Below are 17544 nucleotides of genomic sequence, written 5' to 3' on the forward strand. Positions count from 1 at the left end.
TTAGAACGGAAATGGGTAGGCGGTCAATCCTGCTTTGCTTCTTCGATCTCGCGGGCTTCCTTATTCTTATGCAATATGCGACCTACAAACACACCGACCTCAAACAGCATCCACATAGGCAAGGCGAGCAGAATTTGCGAGAACACATCCGGCGGGGTCAGTAGCATCCCAATAATAAAGCAGCCGACCACGATGTAAGGGCGCTTGGCCGCCAGGCCATCCGGTGTCAGCACGCCGGCATGGATCATCAGGATCACCGCAATAGGAATTTCAAACGCAAACCCGAAAGCAAAAAATAACTGCAAAACGAAATCCAGATATTTTGCGATATCGGTCATGGTTGCCACGCCTTCCAGGCCGATCCCGGTGACAAAGCCAAACAGCAGTGGAAATACCACGAAATACGCGAAGGTCATGCCCGCGTAAAACAGGAATACGCTGGAAATTAACAGTGGCGCGGCGAGACGTTGTTCATGTTTATACAAGCCGGGAGCAATGAACGCCCAGATCTGATAAAGGATGTAAGGAATGGATAGCAGAACAGCGGCAAAAAAAGTCAGCTTCAGTGGTGTCAGGAAAGGCGAGACCACATCGGTGGCAATCATGCTGGTGTTTTCCGGCAGCAGGTTTTGCAAGGGCGCCGAAATGATGTAGTAAATATCGTTAGAAAAATAAAACAGACAACAAAAAACGACCAGCACGAAGATCACGGTATGTAATAACCGCGTGCGTAACTCAATCAAATGTTGTACCAGCGGAAGCTCTCTGTCACTCATAGCTATCAATGGCCGCTTTTTTCAGGGACGGTGGGAGATGGCGCGTCATCAGGCTTGGCTGCGTCAGCCGGCTTTTCATCCATATGGGCATGGTCAGGCAGTTCGACATGTTCCTGGTAAGCGCGCGGTTTTGGTTCGGCTTGTTCTCCATCCTTGACGGCGTTCTCGATTTCGCGGCGCGTTTTTTCCAGGCTTTGCATAATCTCTTCATTGTGCAGCTGGCGGCGAATATCGTCAGCGCCGATCTGGCGCTCCAACTCGCTGCGTGTTTCGCGCAGGCTGCGTTTCAGGCGGCCAATCCACAGGCTGACGGCGCGTACCGTTTCCGGTAAACGCTCCGGCCCAATGACCACCAGGCCCACAATGGCGCACAAGATTAATTCAAAAAAACTGATATCAAACACACAATTACCTGTCGCGGTTGATCGGGTCAGGGTCATGCCAACTAAATGGCATGACCAACCTTGGTTTGCACATTACTTCTGCTCAGTTTTTTCTTTTTGTGCGCTGGTGATGTTGTCCTGGGCAGTTTTGTCTTCAACATTTCTGGTGTCGTTTTTTGCTTCGTCTTCATCGCCGATGGATTTTTTGAATCCCTTGATGGCGCTGCCAAGATCGCTGCCGAGTGAACGCAGACGCTTGGTGCCGAATAACATGATCACGATTGCCAGAATGATCAACAATTGCCAAATACTGATACCGCTGATACCCATAATATTTCCTCTGTCTTTCAGTAGGGGTTATTGCTTGCGCGAGGCCTTTTCGGCATGGCCGGATACATCAAAACGTCGCGCCAGTTCGTTCAGGACCGAGTCGGCGTTTTCACCCAGGTGAGATAACATCACCAGGGTGTGGAACCACAGATCGGCTGTTTCGTAAATCAACTCGCTGGTGTCACCGCTGGCTTGTGCATCTTTGGCAGCCAGCAGTGTTTCGGTGCATTCCTCACCGACTTTTTCCAATATTTTATTCAATCCTTTTTTATGCAGGCTGGCCACATAGGAGCTGTCTGCATCGGCATTGTTCTTACGCGCTTCCAGGATCTGCGTCAGTTGTTCCAGTATGTCGTGAGCGTTCATAAATTGTGTCGGGCGTTATTATTGATAGATATCTTTCGGGTCTTTGAGCACGGCATCGACCACCTGCCATTCGCCGTCTTTCAGCACGCGATAAAAACAGGACTCCCGTCCTGTATGACAGGCAATACCGCCCATTTGCTCAACTTGCAGGACGATCACATCGGCATCGCAATCGAGGCGAATTTCACTCAGATGTTGCACGTGACCGGAGGTCTCACCCTTATGCCATAAACGGTTGCGCGAGCGCGACCAATAGACCGCCTGGTTCAATTCGGCGCTGCGTTGCAAGGCTTCGCGATTCATCCAGGCCATCATCAGAATGCGGCCGCTTTGTGCGTCCTGGGCGATCGCTGGCACCAGGCCGTCGTTGTCCCATTTAATGCTATTGAGCCAATCGTTAGAACTGTCGGTTGTTACCATAAATCGATTCAATCCTGATGCAGGGCGAGCAACGCCTTGCTCACGTTATCACGTAAATGTTGCGGGTTAATGGTGCCGACAATCGCGCTGCTGATACCGGGGTGAGCAAAGACGAAGTTCATACTCGTCTGCACCGGATCGTCTGTTGCGTCGTCGCTGCACAAATGGCCGCTGGCCAGGGCCTTTTTCACCATTACCCCTTTATTCAAGCGCAGGCATTCATCAATGACGGCTTCTTCGGCGCGGTGGTTCAGGTTATAGGTCACCATCACTAGGTCCGCGTGCCGTGCGGTCAGCAAGCCACCTTCCAGGGTTTTGGTGGACATGCCGAAGGCGCGCAACCAGCCGGCTCGCTTGAGTTCGGCCAACACATCAAAGATTTCATAACGCTCAATGATCGCGCTGTCATTGCCGTCAGAGTGTACCAGTACCATGTCGATATAGTCACGGCGCAAACGTCGCAAACTACGTTCTATACTCACGCGCACCTGGGTCGGAGTGAAATCAAAACAGGATTCGCCATCGGCAAATTCTTCACCGACTTTGGTGCTGATTACCCAATCATGGCCCGAGCCCGCCATCAGTTTACCGAGGCGTTCTTCACTGGTGCCATAGGCCGGCGCGGTGTCCAGCAGGTTGATACCCAGCTCCCAGGCAATGTCCAGCAATCGCTTCACTTGATCATCGTCGGGAAGGTCGAAGGCGGAGGGGTAGTTCACTTTCTGGTTGCGGCCCAGCTTCACGGTACCCAGGCCCAGAGGGCTGACAGAAAGGTCGGTCTGACCAAGGCGTTTAGGTATCAGCATCGGTTGCCTCATCATCGGTCAGGCTGCTATCGGGTGGCGGCGGGAAGGCGATATCCCAAGGCGTTTTTGCTATAGGCGCACGCATCAAGTGGCGACCCAATTCAGCCGCTTCGTTCGTTGCACTACCGGGTGTAATGGCGTCTTTGTTCAATAGCGCCAATATTTCATTAGCGAGGTTGGGAGCCAAGGTCAGTTTGGTTGGCCACCCGAGAATCAGGTTATTAACTCCGACTACCTGTGTCGCGAACGCGTTATCCGGGCGAGCAAAGTGACGTTGCAGGGGTTCCGCACGCTCGACTGGCAGGGTCGCCCATTCAGCTTCACTGAAGTCCAGCCAGGGCATAAGATCCGCCAGCTCCTGCTTGGCACTTTCAATTAGTTCAGTAGCATCCTGATGTACCCCACGCTCTGCGAGGCTGCCACCCAAATACCACACTGGCGCGCCGTAGCTGGTGGTGTGGCTGGAGATCGTCAGGCGGGGCGTGGTTTCAGCGCCCAGGCAGTGGCCGTAAAAACGGTGTGGATAATGATGTTTGACCATCACTTGTTGCAGGGGGCGTACTTGCATGGCGGGTTGTTGCAGGCCGAGCTGCTGCAACAAAGCAGCGTTGCCCTTGCCGGCGGTCAGCACGATGCGCTGTGCCGTCACTTCAATGGATTGCCCGTCCTGTTCGGTAATCAGGCTTACTTCACCATTTGCTGCGGCCGTTAAGCGCGTGCTGTTCTCCTCAACCTGGAAAACGCGACTGGGCAGGTTGTTAGCGAGATTGGTAACCAGGCTGGGCACGTCGAGCACGAGGTCTTCCAGTCGGTAGAGGCTGCCACTGAAATGGTTGTTGCGTAGCAAGGGTGGGCGTTTGTCGTCAGCTACCGGCTCAACCCGTCCGCGCGTCAGCTTACTTGCCAAAAAGGTTGTCAGGCGCGACGTCATGGTTTCGCTGGACCACATAAAAAAGTGGTCGCTGAGGATGCGCGTATTGCGCAGGTCCACGTCTCCTTCACCGCACAGGCAGGCGCGCCAGTGACGCGGCATCTCGGCGATAGCTTCGGATGCGCCGGTGAGGGTGCCGCTGAGGGTGTACTTCATGCCGCCGTGGATCATCCCCTGCGAGGCAACAGTCTGGTCGCTGCCGAGGGCTTTGGATTCGAATAAGGCCAGTGAATAACCGGTATTTGCCAGACGATTCGCCAGCCACAAACCCGCCACACCACCACCGATGATGGCGATATCGAAGTGAAAACGGATCGGCGTTGCAGGCATAAAGACTCGTCAGTTCAGGAACGAAACCGGGATTAAAAGTGCGGGCAGTATAAAGCTTTTTCTTATCCTTGGCGGTGTAACTTGCAGGTGCAGGAATTTATGGCACACTGCCGGCAAGCAAACAGGCCCGCGTTGCCGGGCCTATGGGTATACATAAATCGGTATACATCACTGGAGGCACAATGAGGTCGAAATTGCTGACCGGGTCACTTTTTGCAGCGCTGCTGATCGGCTTGGGATATTTCCTTACCCTGCCGCAAGATCCGCTGATCAAGGCGAATCATGAACATTTTCAATACACCGGTCGCGTTGATTTCTCTTCACCGGAAATGCCAGTGTTTTCCTGGCCGGGTACCATGATCCAGACAGGCTTTACCGGCCGTTCGATAGCGCTGGTCATGGATGATCATTACGGCATGAATTACTTCAACGTATTTATTGATCAGGACTGGGATAACCCCATTGTGATAAAAGGCGAGAAGGGCAAAAAAACCTATCCCATCGCTTATAGTCTCAGCGATGGGGAACATGTATTGACCATCACCAAACGCACCGAGGGCGAAGAAGGCGCGACCACCTTTTACGGCGTGCTGTTAGCCGATGACGGTCAACTGACGGCGCCGCCCCCTCGCCCCGAACGGCGGATTGAGTTTTTTGGTGATTCCATTACCAGTGGCATGGGTAACGAAGGTCCTGAAGGTGGGCCGGATGACAACAAAGCAGAGAAAAATAATTTCCTCGCCTACGGTGCTATTACAGCGCGCAACCTGGACGCGGAATATGTCAGTACATCACAAAGTGGTGTCGGCCTGATGACGAGTTTCGTGGGATTTACCATGCAGGAATTTTACGACCAGCTCAGCGCCATTGATGACAATAATTCCGTGTGGGATTTCAACCGCTGGACGCCCCATGTGGTGGTGATTAATTTATTTCAAAACGACAGCGTGCTGGTGGAAGAGCGGCTTGACCCAGTGCCTGACGATGAACAACGGATTGCCGTGTATTACGATTTCGTTCGGCGGATTCGCGGCCATTACCCGGAAGCCTATATCATTTGCACGCTTGGTACGATGGATGCCAGCAAACCCGGCTCACCCTGGCCAGGTTATATTCACGCAGCGGTGGACCGGTGGAAGGCAGAGGCTGATGATAAACGCATTGATGTAATGATCTTCGAATTCAAGGATTTTTATCAGCATCCACGCGTGCGCCATCACCGCGAAAATGCCGAGGTGCTCACGGCCTATATTAAAGACAAAATGGGTTGGTAATTTCAGCCGTTGCGAATGGATGTTTTTTATGCGTTGGTTTTACACCCTGATTTTTTATCTTGCGATCCCCGTCATTCTTCTGCGTTTGCTGTGGCGCGCCTGGCGTGCGCCAGCTTATGCGCGTCGCTGGCATGAGCGGTTTGGTTTTATTCCCGAGTTGGAAACGGAAAAAAAAGTCGTCTGGTTTCACACAGTTTCAGTCGGTGAATTTTTAGCGGCGCTGCCACTGATTCGTATCTTGCAACAGCAGGCCCAGGTGCAATTGGTTATTACCACGACCACACCAACCGGTTCAGAGCGCGTGCGAGCGGCCTTGGGCGATAGCGTGTACCACGTTTACGCACCTTATGACTTGCCGGATTGTGTGGCACGTTTTCTGACGCGGGTGCAGCCGCAATTACTGCTGATCATGGAAACCGAACTCTGGCCCAACACCATTGCGGCCTGCGCGCAGCGCGAGATTCCCGCATTGCTTATCAACGGACGTTTGTCTGCGCGCTCGGCACGCGGCTATGCGCGCTTTGGTGCTATGACGAAGGACATGCTGGAGCAATTGACCTGTGCGGCAATACAACACACCGATGATGCTGCACGCTTTCAACAACTCGGCCTGCCAGCTGCGGCAACGGTTGTTACCGGCAATGTGAAATTTGATTTGACCCTGGGTGAGGACGTACTCGCGCAAGCTCACATCCTCAAGCACCAATGGACCCAGGGCGGCGAACGCTTAGTGTGGATTGCCGCCAGCACCCATCAGGGGGAGGACGAACAAATCCTTAATGCGTTTGCCCAGGTGCGTGCTTCCGGTACGGACGCAGCAAAGAAACTGTTGCTGGTGCTGGTACCGCGCCATCCCGAACGTTTTGAACGTGTGGGGAATTTATGTGTTGCACGCGGTTATCACATGGTGCGTCGCAGTCAGAAAACCATTGCGGCCGATACCGATGTTTTATTGGGCGATACCATGGGCGAATTGTTATTGCTGCTGGGTGCCAGCGATATTTCCTTTGTCGGCGGCAGCCTTGTGCCCACTGGTGGTCATAATTTTATGGAGCCCGCTGCCTGGCAGCTGCCGTTACTAAGCGGTACTCACGTGTTCAATTTTGCGGAAGCAGCGCGCTTGCTACAGGAAGCGGATGCGTTGCGTTTAGTCGACACCGCCGAGGCATTAGCGCAGGAAGTGCAGTGCCTGATAAGCGATGAGGGAGAGCGTAAAAAACGCGGTCAAGCCGCGCTTTCGGTAGCCAATAGCAATCGCGGAGCGATGGCAAAGACACTCAACATTATTGAACGATATCTATAACGGATTAAGATTCGAGCTTGGCATCAAGCGTAATCTCGGCATTCAACACTTTTGATACAGGGCAGCCAGTCTTGGCCTGATTGGCGATCGTTTCAAACGTGCTGCGATCAATGCCGGGAATATTCGCCGTTAAGTCGAGATGCACTGCCGTAATGGCAAAGCCACCATCGATCTTATCAAGCGTCACGGCAGCATGGGTTTTAATGCTTTCAACTGTCATACCTGCTTCGGTTAGCTGAGCAGATAACGCCATGGTGAAACAGCCCGCATGGGCGGCGGCGATAAGTTCTTCCGGATTGGTGCCGGGGCCATCTTCAAAACGGGTATTGAAACCGTATTGAGTTTGCGACAGCACACCACTCTGGGTAGAAATTTTACCTTTACCCTCTTTCAAATTGCCCGTCCACATTGCTGACGCTGTACGTTTCATCGTGGTTCTCCTGTCTTTGAAAAATGTTACGGCCAGGGTGCAGGGTTGTCATTGATGTACTGAGCGCCGCCCTCTGAAGGTTCCGGCTCGCGCATTTGCGGTGGGCCGGCAATCGCCGTCGCCATAAAATTTTTTCTGGCTTCGGTGAAATCCTTCTGTGTTAAAGGCGGTGTCTGCACCGGTGAATTCTCAATCGTCCATTGAATAATCTCGTCCAGTTTATGATTGAGTTCCCGAGCAAAGCCTGGTTTGGTTGTTGTTTCTGGCATAAGCGCGCTCGTAAAAAAGTTGAGCCATAGACTTGGCTATGGCCACGTAATCAAGTGAACAATCAGTGTGTCTCTTTTTTTCCGGGTATTGGCGAATGACTCACCCATCCGCGTAACTCTTCAATGAGTTGATGGATGCCCGAAATTTCGCTGATAAAAATTTCCCGGCCCATCAATGCCCGATATTTAGCTTCTGCAATTTGTTGCGCAGCTTCTATGTTGTCGCTGGCGTTTTTTAATCCGTAGCGAGCGGAGTATTCCTGGTGTTGAGGAGAGTGGATCATAGCGTTAACCTCAATATGACTTGTTGTGTAATCGCTGACAAAATTCCTGTTATTTCTGACCCCTGTCATGAATGCATTCGTTGATTTCTACATTACTGACAGTGTTGATGTAGCCGTGGATTTGTAAACTTTACATGCTGCAGTGCAAGGCTTTCATCCAGTGACTCGTACCAGCCCTCCCACCATTGCACATAGTGAGACGTTTTTTTGTCGCTAATATTGCCGCCAGCAGTGCCCAGCAAACTCGCGAGATTGCCGTCCAGTGTTGGCGCGTTAATTCCATTTCTGTGCGCTATTTTTCCGCATTCTTTTGGTGTGATCATTATCTACCCTTACGACTTTTTAATCATGCTGATTGTAGAACAGTGCGTTGCTTTGATAATTGATAGCAAGCCGTGTGCCGTTTTTTAAAAAGGCGCTGAAAATTGAATAAATGTTTTTAATTCGCGACAGGGATAACTTGGGAAAAAGTGTGGCTGGCTTGTGTGACTGTTGAATGAACGCGTTAAGCGGACGCAAGCGGCACGTTAGTTAGCGCACAAAAGAATGCGCGGCAGCAACGAAAAGTTATCAACCGCTTCGCTGTTGGTGAGATTTAAAGAATAAGAAAAAATAAGCGAAGATTTTTTACAGCAATCAACTGATTGATTGTAAACATAAAAAAACCGAAGCAGGCCGGCTTCGGTTTTTTTATGACTTTCTTGTCGATATTAGCGTTCTATGCGGCGACTCTCGCGCACGCCGGAGGAGCCGCCGCTTGCCCGCGTGTGGTTGGAACCGCCGATACCACGATGAACTTGTGGTTGCGGTCTGTTTTGTTCAATACGACGTTGGACTTGCGGCTCCGTTTGCCTTGGGCTTCTTTGGGGCTGCTGCACATTTTCCGTGCGGCGGATGATGTCCTGACGTGGTTGCTGATAAGTACTTCGCTCAATATTTTGGGGGCGCTGCGGATTTCCTTGCCAATTATTCTGACGCGGTGCATTTTCTTGCGCCCGCTGGATAACGTCGCGTCGTTGTTCCACGTCGCCGGCGCTGCGTTGCACCGTATTGTTACCGCGATACACCGCCGCAGGCCGCTCGGGCTGGTTGCGTTGTACTTCTTCGCGCCCGCCGGTTTTCGTGGTGTTGGGCAGGGTGCGCTGGGGATACTTGCGCTCTACGTTGCTCACATCACGCGATGGGTTATTGGTGTTGGCAAGCCGCTCGCGTACACGCTCCGCGTCACTTTGGCCGCGCCAATGCGTAACGGGGCGCGGTGTGTCGGCATGGCGATTATTGGAGCCTTGCAGCTCCGGGCGATGCTGTGGTCGTGCACTGTTGGGGCGTGGGTGGCCCTCTGCAGTATGACGACGGCCGTAGTCCCGCTCTTCCTGCAACGCCCGGTAACTCTGGCGGTTGCTGTTGTAGTGGTGACGAATATTCTCATTGCGGTACACCACCCCGCGCCGATGTACGGGGTTGTGGTGCCAGTGCCTGGCGCCGTGGTAATGGGCGATGTGCCGGCCACTGTAAAAGCGCGGGTGATGATGGTGGTGGTAATCAATCACCACCACGCGGCGGTTATGCCAGTGGAAGGAGCTGAAGAAGAAGCTGGGCGCGACATAAACGCGCGGACCCCAATAAAAACCGCCGACAAATACATGATGACGGGGGTGATGCCAGTAGACGGGTGGGTAATCCGACCACCACCAGTCGCCATAGACCACGCGTGTGTCGTAGTAGGGAACGTACACGACACGCTCAACGGCCGGTTCAATCACAATGATTTTTTCTTCGCGCTGTACCTTGACGTGTTCCATCTTGTCCAGGCTGCCTGAGGCATAAGCCTTCTGCCGCAAATCCTGGATGACCGTCATGACTTCCGCCTCATCAGCCAGGAAGGCATCGCCCACCCGCTGGGTCCAGTCGAGGTCGTCACTCATGCGCTGCAAGATTTGGGGGAAGGCCACCAGTGCCTTCACGCTGGGGTCCCAGTTTTCATTCTCCACCGCTGCCACCGCAGATTCCGCGCTTAGTTTGCTGTTGGCGCTGGCCCAGCGGGCCGCCTGGACAACTTCCAGCGGGTAGGTGGCGGCAATCAATACGTGGGAGAGTACTGTGTCCGGGTAAAGTGCAACCGGTGCGAGCATCTGGTCCAGCTCGGCGCGGCTGAAATCCGGTGGTGCCGTGCTGATGGTTTGCGTCTGCGCCTGACTCAACAGCGCAAAACCGCTCAGAAACAGGGTCAATGCCAATTTGGCGAGGGCGTTCATAATGGCCTCTCTTGTGATAGATAACCACAACATGGATGGAGCAAGCCTGTGGCTCGCGTATCCTGCTGCGCGCTATAGCATACGCTTGCGCTGGTTGCGGGCATACAGGTACAGGATCGTTTATATCGCCGGATGCCTTAACCCAAGCTGAATGCAGCCTGCTGATTGCTATACGGCTATGACAGGTAAATGGCCGACAAGTTATCCATGACGGACGTGTATTGACTAATAAGCCAAGCCCTCGATAATGGCCACCTGATGCGTTATCCGTCGCCGTAGGGCGTCCGTTACAGTGAGAAACGAATGATAGATGTGAGTTTTCAATTAAAAGGCAGTGCCCTGTCGGTCGTGGTGCTGGCCCTTATCGACTACGATCCCGCCTCCCTTCGTCAGCAGTTGCAGGAAAAAATTGATCAGGCTCCCCAGTTCTTTGTGAATTCCCCGGTGTTGATTAACCTGGATAAGTTGGAAAATCCTTCCGCTCTGAATGATTGTGCCGGGTTGCTGCAAGTATGCCGCGACCTGGGGTTGCAACCACTTGGCTTTACCGCCGTGCCGGAGGCATTGGTGGAGGCGGTGCGTGCGACGGGCCTGGCGATATTGCCGCGTCAGGGTGAGCGTGCCTTGAAAATGCCGGAGCCTGAGCTGCGTACACCGCAGGTGGAAACGGTGGTTGAGGAGCGCTGGGTGCAGCGGGTGAGTAAGGTGATTACCCGGCCTGTTCGCTCAGGCCAACAAATTTATGCCGAGGGTGCGGATCTGATTGTGCTGGCGCAGGTCAGTGAAGGGGCTGAGGTGTTGGCGGATGGTCATATTCATATTTATGGTTCCTTGCGTGGCCGCGCGTTAGCTGGTGTGCGTGGTGATGAGAGTGCGCGGATTTTTTGCCAGAGTATGGAGGCGGAGTTGGTGTCTGTTGCGGGGAATTTTTTGTTGCGGGATTCGTTTGCGGATGAAGTGATGAAGAGGCCGGTGCAGGTTTATCTGGAGGGGGAGAATGTGCGGATTGAGAAGTTGTTGGCGTGAACTGAGTGCCGGCTGCAAAATTGGGCAATTGAATTTATTGAGCGCTGGAACACCAGTGACTTTTGATTAAACAAGAATATAGAGGAGCCAACCTTGGCCAAGATTATCGTAGTGACTTCAGGTAAAGGTGGTGTGGGTAAAACTACCACCAGTGCAGCAATCAGTACCGGACTGGCTCAGCGCGGTCATAAAACGGCGGTGATAGATTTTGATGTGGGCTTGCGGAATCTGGATTTGATTATGGGATGCGAGCGGCGTGTGGTGTATGACTTTGTGAATGTCATCAAAGGCGAGGCGACTTTGAATCAGGCGTTGATCAAAGATAAACGCACGGAGGGTTTGTTTATCCTGCCTGCGTCGCAAACTCGCGATAAAGATGCCTTGACGCCAGAGGGTGTTGAGACGGTGTTGAATGATTTGTCGAAGGATTTTGATTTTATTGTCTGCGACTCGCCGGCCGGGATTGAGAAGGGGGCGCAGATGGCGTTGTATTATGCGGATATAGCGATTGTGGTGACGAATCCGGAAGTGTCGTCGGTGCGTGATTCGGATCGTATCCTGGGTATTTTGCAAAGCAAATCACGCCGGGCTGAGCGGAGTGATGAGCCTATCAAGGAGCATTTGCTGTTGACGCGTTATAACCCGGAGCGTGTAGAGAAGGGTGAGATGCTGAGTGTGGCGGATGTGGAGGAGATTCTGGCGATTCCGTTGCTGGGGGTGATTCCGGAGTCCGAGGCGGTACTTAAGGCATCCAACCAGGGGCAGCCGGTGATTCTGGATGATGAAAGTCAGGCGGGACAGGCGTACAGTGATGCGGTGGATCGGTTGTTGGGTAAAGAGATTGCGCACCGGTTTCTGGAAGTGCAGAAGAAAAACTTTCTCAAGCGTTTGCTGGGAGGTAAGTAGTGAGTATCTTCGATTATCTGCGCAAGAAGCGCGCGCCCTCGTCGGCGTCCATGGCAAAAGAGCGCTTACAAATTATCGTCGCTCACGAGCGCAATCGCCGCAATCATCCCCAACCGGATTTTTTGCCGCAAATGCAGCAGGAAATTATTGAGGTGGTCCGCAAGTACATCAATATTTCATCGGATCAGGTGGTGGTCAATCTGGACAACACCGATGACTGTTCTGTACTTGAACTCAATATTACCCTCCCGGACTAACGTAGGTCGGATTAGCCGAAGGCGTAATCCGACAAATTATCTTATGCACAACGCCAACACCGTCATCGTCCTCGACTTCGAAACCACTGGCCTCTCACCGGAGATGGGCGATCGCGCCATTGAAATCGGCGCTGTGCTGATTGAGGACGGTGTCATCACTGATCGCTTTCAGCGCCTGATGAATCCGGGCAAACGTGTGAACAGTTTTATCGAAAATTACACGGGCATAACCAATGATATGTTGCAGGACGCCCCGCCAGTTGCGGAGGTTATGCAGGAGTTCGCTGGGTTTATGGGCGGGTACAATCTCGTTGCGCACAACGCGTCGTTTGATCAACGTTTTTTGCGCGCCGAATTGAAGCGTTTGCGGCGTAGTTGCGACAATCCATTTTCCTGTTCCATGTTGGCGTCACGCCGTATTTACCAGACCGCACCGAATCACACCTTGAGTGGTTTGGTTGATTATAAAAAAATTCCCACCGATGGTATTTTCCACCGTGCGCTTGCCGACGCTGAAATGACAGCAAAACTGTGGCTAGCTCTGCTGGAAGACATAGCGCACATGTATAAAGTGCCGGCCTGCACCTTTAATGTGATGCAGCAACTGACCACAATTCCCAAACGTTCTGTACCGAGTTTTTTTCAAAAAATACTACTCAAAACCTGTTAACTCTCTCCCCTTAAAAAGGACGTTGTATGAATATTCTGCGTGGTCTTTTCTTCATGTTGACAGTATTTTTCCTCCACGGGTGTGGGTATCTGTTGCAACCGGACGTCAAGCAGGGAATGGCGAATCTGGAAAAAGGTGAGTATGAACTTGATCCCCGTCATACCACCGTGCTGTTCAAAGTAGATCATTTGGGATTATCCAAATTTGTCGGACGTTTTAATCGCGTTGACGCCAGCCTTGATTTTGACCCCGCCAATCCCGGCGCCGCCAAATTAACAGCCGTTATTTATACCGCCAGCATTGATGTGAATGATACGGATTTTTCGGCAACCTTGGCCGGACGCAGCTGGTTTAACAGCGAACGTTTTCCCGAGGCACAATTTGTAACGCGCGCGGTAGAACTGGTCGATGGGACTCGTGCCCGTTTTATCGGTGATTTAACCCTGTTGGGCGTCACAGCGCCAATAACCCTGGACGTACAATTTAACGGCGGTGCAGACAATATGCTGACCGGTCGCTACACCCTGGGATTTTCAGCCGTCACACGCTTTAATCGCTCGCAGTTTGGTATGGATCAATATATTCCGGCGGTAGGTGATCAGGTAGAGGTGGAAGTGCACGCTGAGTTTTTGCGTCGCTGATCATACGATGGCTTCAAGTTACGGAGAATAGAATGTCAATGAATGGCTTCCTTATTGGTGGTAATGCGGAACGGCCCGTCGAATTAAATTTATCGATGGGCAATCGCCACGGCTTGATCGCCGGTGCAACGGGTACAGGAAAAACCGTCACCTTACAAGTTCTCGCCGAGGGTTTTGCCAGGGCGGGTGTGTCGGTATTTATGGCGGACGTAAAAGGTGATCTTTCGGGGTTGGCGCTTAGCGGCAAACCTCATCCCAGGGTTGATGAACGCGTTCAAAAAATTGGTGTCCAGAATTATCAACAGCGATCCTACCCTTGTGTGTTTTGGGATATTTACGGAAAACAGGGGCACCGGGTGCGTGCCACCATTTCTGACTTTGGGCCGCTCTTGTTGTCGAGTTTTCTGGAGTTAAACGAAACCCAATCCGCCGTTTTATATGCCGCATTCAACATTGCCGATGACCAGGGGTTGTTGATGCTGGACCTGAAAGATTTGCAGGCCATGCTTAACTGGATGAAGGACGAACGCGCCAATCTGGAAGATGAGTACGGCGGAATGAGCACGACCAGCATTGCTGCAATCCAACGCCGCTTGATGATGCTGGAACAACAAGGCGCGGAAGATTTCTTTGGCGAGCCTGCACTGGATCTACAGCATTTGCTGCAAGTTACTCTGGACGGACGCGGTGCGGTTAATATTCTTGATGCAACCAGTCTGATTCATCAACCGCGCCTGTATGCGATTTTTTTGTTATGGCTGATTGCCGAATTGTTTGAGAATTTACCGGAAGTGGGTGACATGGATCGCCCCAGGTTAGTGTTCTTTTTTGATGAAGCTCATTTGCTGTTTAACAATGCACCGAAATTGTTGCTGGAAAAGATCGAGCAGGTAGTGCGTTTGATTCGCTCGAAAGGTGTAGGTATTTATTTTATCTCACAAAGCCCCGACGATATTCCTGATACGGTACTGGGGCAATTAGGGAATCGTGTGCAACACGCGCTGCGTGCTTTTACACCAAAAGATCAAGCGGCGGTCAAGGTTGCTGCACAAACCTTTCGGCCCAATCCTGCATTTAAAACCGAAGCGGTGATCAGTGAGCTGGGTATTGGTGAAGCATTGGTGTCGGTTCTTGATCCCAAGGGGGCGCCGACGATAGTTGAGCGCACCTTGATTGTTCCACCTGAGTCGCGAATTGGTCCATTAACCGCAGAGGAACGCGTAACCATTGTCGCGCGCTCACCCTATAAAAATATTTACGATAAATTGATCGATCGTGAGTCTGCATACGAAGTTCTGAAAGCACGCGCCTTGCAAAAGCAGACGGAAGACAATGCGGCGAAGAAAGATAATGACTGGGGTCTGCGCATGCCGGATAAACCTGCCTCACGTTCAAGCTCCCGGAAAACAGCGCGCTCGTCCAGTCGCCAAGGGGTTGCAGAGACACTGGCCAAAAGCGTAGCCCGTTCCGTCGGCAGCTCGTTGGGTCGCCAAATTGTCCGCGGCTTGCTGGGCTCACTCCTCGGCGGCCGCCGCTAACATGTAGGTCGGATTAGGCGAAAAGCGCCGTAATCCGACAAACTCTCTTTTACATTCTCACGAAAATCAAAGGAGGCATCCATGAAAACCGCCCTCATCGTCCTGCTATTGCTGAGCCTGCTTCCCTACGCCTTCGCATGGATCTCCGGCTTCTACCGCCGCCAACAACTCGGCACCATCGACAATAAAAATCCCCGCCAACAATACACCCAACTCAGCGGCCCCGGTGCGCGCGCCGTCGCCGCACAACAAAATGCCTGGGAAGCCTTGGCGTTTTACAGTGCTGCTTTATTGGCGGTGAGTTTGACGAATGTAGAGATTGAGTATCTTTCTCTGGCAGCGATACTTGTGCTGCTCTTTCGGGTTCTGCACGGTATCTTTTATCTGGCCAATCTTGATCTGCTTCGCTCTTTATCGTTTGTTGCCGCGATTCTACCCAGCGTGTATTTATTCTACAGGGCGATTGCGAGCTCTTAATGGGTGCTGATGATGCAATCTGTCAATACAGATTTTTCCGGCATGCAGGAAAAGGTAACAACACAATTGCGGCCATTATCTTTGGCCGCATAGAGCGCTTCATCGGCCGCATTGAGCAAGTCGCTTAATGATTGAAACTTCCTGTCTTCCTGGCAGGCCAGTCCAATGCTCACCGTAATTTGATGTCGGCCTATAAGCTTGCTGCTGATATGTTGGCGTAGACGTTCTGCAATAATTCTTGCATCTCTCTCATTAGTACGCGGCAAAATCACCGCAAACTCTTCCCCGCCAAACCGAAACGGCATCATCGGTTTACGGATCAGGCTGCGCAATTGCGCTGCGACATTTTTCAGGACTCGGTCACCCTGGCTGTGGCCGTAAAGATCATTGAATTGTTTGAAGTGATCGATATCAATCATCAGCAATGAAAACGGCTGGCCATTGCGTTGGGTGCGCAAAAATTCCTGGCGCATTACGTCATCAAACATACGCCGGTTGGGAATGTCAGTGAGGGCATCGGTATGGCTTTGTTTTTTGAGTTCATTGACCCGGCTGCTTAAGGCCAGCGACAACAACACCATTTCAATCAATGAACCGATCTGGAAGATATTTTCGGTGAAGAACGTGCGCGGGAAATATCCGAAGACTTTTACCATATACACCATGATGCCGAAGATAAAAGTGGACCAGGCGAGCATAAAATAGCGTGCAGGTGGGTAGCCTGAGCACAGCCGCGCAATGCCCATAATAAAAATTAGCGGCATGACAATAAGCGTGAGCGTTGCCTGGGTCACAACTACCAGCGCGTAGGGCAGTAACAGCGAGCTGAAGGTGACCACGCCGAGCACGGCAATCATGCTCAGCGCGGCAAGGTCAAGTTTGCGGGAAAATTGCTGGATGGTCAGGATATGGCGGGAAAATTGCGTGGCAAAAAGTAGTGAAAGTCCCAACAAAATCAACAGGCAGAAATTTGCCAGGTTGGGGCTCTCGGGCATTATCATTTGATAAAAGAAACCGTCGTTGGCGCTCATGTAGAGGCCGAAGCACAGGATGTACAACAAGTAGTACAGGAAGGCTTTGTCGCGCACCACGACAAAGATAAAAAAGTTGTATACCACCAGTACCAGAAAGCCACCGTAATATACGCCGTAAGCAAATTGTTCCTTGCTGATATTTTGAATCAACTCAATGGGTGAGGACGCCGATAGCGCGATATCCATCGCCCCTTCGCTTTCGTAGCGTAAATACAAAGTAGATTCACTATTGGGTGCGAGGGCGAGGGGAAACAAAAAGTCGTGATACTGGATGTCACGTTGGGAAAAAAGTAAACGGTCACCGGTTTGGTGGTGCTGCCATCCGTTGTTGGTGTTTTCCCACAGGTCCAGATAATCGATCAAGGGATATGCCTGGCGCAGGATGATCTTGTTTTCCCGCGCACTATCATTAATTACCCGGATTTTTACCCACCAGGCCGAGCGGGTAAAACTGAGGTTGGAGCCGTTCTTGCCCGGCGCGCTAAATCTGCCGGCAAAATTCTCGCTGCGGATATCGTCAATAGTCAGCTGTTTGGATGGGTCCTCCAACAATAACAACTGATTTACCAGCAATTGCTCCTTAAAATCATCATGGATGCGCAGCGCAGAAAGTTCTCCGGCGGCCGTAGCGAGCGCTGCGTTTAGCAGAAACAGGATCACCACGCCCAGGTGCAGTATCTGGAAACCGGTGCGTGTTATCCAGGCAAAAGCGCTGCTGGCGTCAGAAAAGACGCTGCGTTGGTCGCTCAGGTGCGGTTGGCTGACGTGATAATTGATCACCTCAACATTTCCTTATCGATGGTCATATTCCATGCCTTCAGGCGCGAAATCCCGGAAC

The 17544-nt window shown here is 52.0% G+C and carries 21 protein-coding genes; 9 read left to right on the forward strand and 12 right to left on the reverse strand.

Annotated features, from left to right (window positions below; genetic code table 11):
- Positions 1 to 23: 23 nt before the first annotated feature.
- From tatC to CBR65_RS18530, 7 genes are all read right to left on the reverse strand, one after another.
- Complete coding sequence (gene tatC / locus CBR65_RS18500; RefSeq protein ID WP_087468220.1) at positions 24 to 776, reverse strand: twin-arginine translocase subunit TatC; 753 nt, start codon at positions 774 to 776, stop codon at positions 24 to 26.
- Positions 777 to 781: 5 nt separating this feature from the next.
- Positions 782 to 1180 (reverse strand): Sec-independent protein translocase protein TatB, encoded by a 399-nt coding sequence (gene tatB / locus CBR65_RS18505; RefSeq protein WP_087468221.1) that lies wholly within the window; start codon positions 1178 to 1180, stop codon positions 782 to 784.
- Between the two features lie 72 nt (positions 1181 to 1252).
- The gene (gene tatA / locus CBR65_RS18510; RefSeq protein WP_087468222.1) at positions 1253 to 1489 is read right to left on the reverse strand and encodes a twin-arginine translocase TatA/TatE family subunit; all 237 of its coding nucleotides are present in this window, start codon (positions 1487 to 1489) and stop codon (positions 1253 to 1255) included.
- 27 nt (positions 1490 to 1516) lie between these two features.
- A complete protein-coding gene (locus CBR65_RS18515) occupies positions 1517 to 1855 on the reverse strand; it encodes a phosphoribosyl-ATP diphosphatase (protein WP_087468223.1) in 339 nt (112 codons plus the stop codon).
- 18 nt (positions 1856 to 1873) lie between these two features.
- On the reverse strand, positions 1874 to 2275 hold the full coding sequence (gene hisI / locus CBR65_RS18520) for a phosphoribosyl-AMP cyclohydrolase (RefSeq protein ID WP_087468224.1): 402 nt from the start codon (positions 2273 to 2275) through the stop codon (positions 1874 to 1876).
- Between the two features lie 8 nt (positions 2276 to 2283).
- On the reverse strand, positions 2284 to 3081 hold the full coding sequence (locus CBR65_RS18525; RefSeq protein WP_198300804.1) for an aldo/keto reductase: 798 nt from the start codon (positions 3079 to 3081) through the stop codon (positions 2284 to 2286).
- Complete coding sequence (locus CBR65_RS18530) at positions 3068 to 4342, reverse strand: FAD-dependent oxidoreductase (RefSeq protein WP_087468225.1); 1275 nt, start codon at positions 4340 to 4342, stop codon at positions 3068 to 3070. Before CBR65_RS18530 ends, CBR65_RS18525 begins: the two co-directional genes overlap by 14 nt.
- A 182-nt stretch (positions 4343 to 4524) precedes the next feature.
- Between CBR65_RS18530 and CBR65_RS18535 the strand changes: the two genes are divergently transcribed.
- Together CBR65_RS18535 and waaA are read left to right on the forward strand one after the other, a co-directional pair.
- The gene (locus CBR65_RS18535; RefSeq protein ID WP_198300805.1) at positions 4525 to 5616 is read left to right on the forward strand and encodes a GDSL-type esterase/lipase family protein; all 1092 of its coding nucleotides are present in this window, start codon (positions 4525 to 4527) and stop codon (positions 5614 to 5616) included.
- Between the two features lie 28 nt (positions 5617 to 5644).
- The gene (waaA, locus tag CBR65_RS18540) at positions 5645 to 6919 is read left to right on the forward strand and encodes a lipid IV(A) 3-deoxy-D-manno-octulosonic acid transferase (RefSeq protein WP_087468226.1); all 1275 of its coding nucleotides are present in this window, start codon (positions 5645 to 5647) and stop codon (positions 6917 to 6919) included.
- 4 nt (positions 6920 to 6923) lie between these two features.
- On the opposite strand, the gene CBR65_RS18545 is transcribed toward waaA, so the two are convergent.
- The 4 genes from CBR65_RS18545 to CBR65_RS18565 form a co-directional block, all read right to left on the reverse strand.
- Positions 6924 to 7349, reverse strand: a complete 426-nt coding sequence (locus CBR65_RS18545; protein ID WP_087468227.1) for an OsmC family protein — start codon at positions 7347 to 7349, stop codon at positions 6924 to 6926.
- A gap of 26 nt (positions 7350 to 7375) precedes the next feature.
- The gene (locus CBR65_RS18550) at positions 7376 to 7618 is read right to left on the reverse strand and encodes a hypothetical protein (protein WP_087468228.1); all 243 of its coding nucleotides are present in this window, start codon (positions 7616 to 7618) and stop codon (positions 7376 to 7378) included.
- Positions 7619 to 7680: 62 nt separating this feature from the next.
- Positions 7681 to 7902 carry a hypothetical protein gene (locus tag CBR65_RS18555; protein ID WP_157672149.1) on the reverse strand — a complete coding sequence of 74 codons (222 nt, stop codon included), beginning with the start codon at positions 7900 to 7902 and terminating at the stop codon, positions 7681 to 7683.
- Positions 7903 to 8612: 710 nt separating this feature from the next.
- A complete protein-coding gene (locus CBR65_RS18565; protein WP_157672150.1) occupies positions 8613 to 10157 on the reverse strand; it encodes a DUF3300 domain-containing protein in 1545 nt (514 codons plus the stop codon).
- A 303-nt stretch (positions 10158 to 10460) separates the two neighbouring features.
- Between CBR65_RS18565 and minC the strand changes: the two genes are divergently transcribed.
- From minC to CBR65_RS18600, 7 genes are all read left to right on the forward strand, one after another.
- A complete protein-coding gene (gene minC, locus CBR65_RS18570; RefSeq protein WP_087468232.1) occupies positions 10461 to 11183 on the forward strand; it encodes a septum site-determining protein MinC in 723 nt (240 codons plus the stop codon).
- Between the two features lie 93 nt (positions 11184 to 11276).
- On the forward strand, positions 11277 to 12089 hold the full coding sequence (gene minD / locus CBR65_RS18575) for a septum site-determining protein MinD (protein ID WP_087468233.1): 813 nt from the start codon (positions 11277 to 11279) through the stop codon (positions 12087 to 12089).
- On the forward strand, positions 12089 to 12346 hold the full coding sequence (gene minE, locus CBR65_RS18580) for a cell division topological specificity factor MinE (RefSeq protein ID WP_087468234.1): 258 nt from the start codon (positions 12089 to 12091) through the stop codon (positions 12344 to 12346). Before minD ends, minE begins: the two co-directional genes overlap by 1 nt.
- Before the next feature lie 43 nt (positions 12347 to 12389).
- Positions 12390 to 13016 (forward strand): PolC-type DNA polymerase III, encoded by a 627-nt coding sequence (locus CBR65_RS18585; protein WP_087468235.1) that lies wholly within the window; start codon positions 12390 to 12392, stop codon positions 13014 to 13016.
- A 26-nt stretch (positions 13017 to 13042) separates the two neighbouring features.
- Positions 13043 to 13657 carry a YceI family protein gene (locus tag CBR65_RS18590; RefSeq protein ID WP_087468236.1) on the forward strand — a complete coding sequence of 205 codons (615 nt, stop codon included), beginning with the start codon at positions 13043 to 13045 and terminating at the stop codon, positions 13655 to 13657.
- Between the two features lie 32 nt (positions 13658 to 13689).
- Positions 13690 to 15195, forward strand: a complete 1506-nt coding sequence (locus CBR65_RS18595; RefSeq protein WP_087468237.1) for a helicase HerA-like domain-containing protein — start codon at positions 13690 to 13692, stop codon at positions 15193 to 15195.
- 81 nt (positions 15196 to 15276) lie between these two features.
- Positions 15277 to 15672 carry an MAPEG family protein gene (locus CBR65_RS18600; protein ID WP_087468238.1) on the forward strand — a complete coding sequence of 132 codons (396 nt, stop codon included), beginning with the start codon at positions 15277 to 15279 and terminating at the stop codon, positions 15670 to 15672.
- Here the strand turns inward: CBR65_RS18600 and CBR65_RS18605 are convergent.
- Entirely contained in the window at positions 15669 to 17486 is a 1818-nt protein-coding gene (locus CBR65_RS18605; RefSeq protein ID WP_087468239.1) for a diguanylate cyclase, read from the reverse strand. The genes CBR65_RS18600 and CBR65_RS18605 overlap by 4 nt on opposite strands.
- Positions 17487 to 17544 lie beyond the last annotated feature (58 nt).

Source organism: Cellvibrio sp. PSBB006, from assembly GCF_002162135.1.
Taxonomy (GTDB): Bacteria; Pseudomonadota; Gammaproteobacteria; order Pseudomonadales; family Cellvibrionaceae; genus Cellvibrio.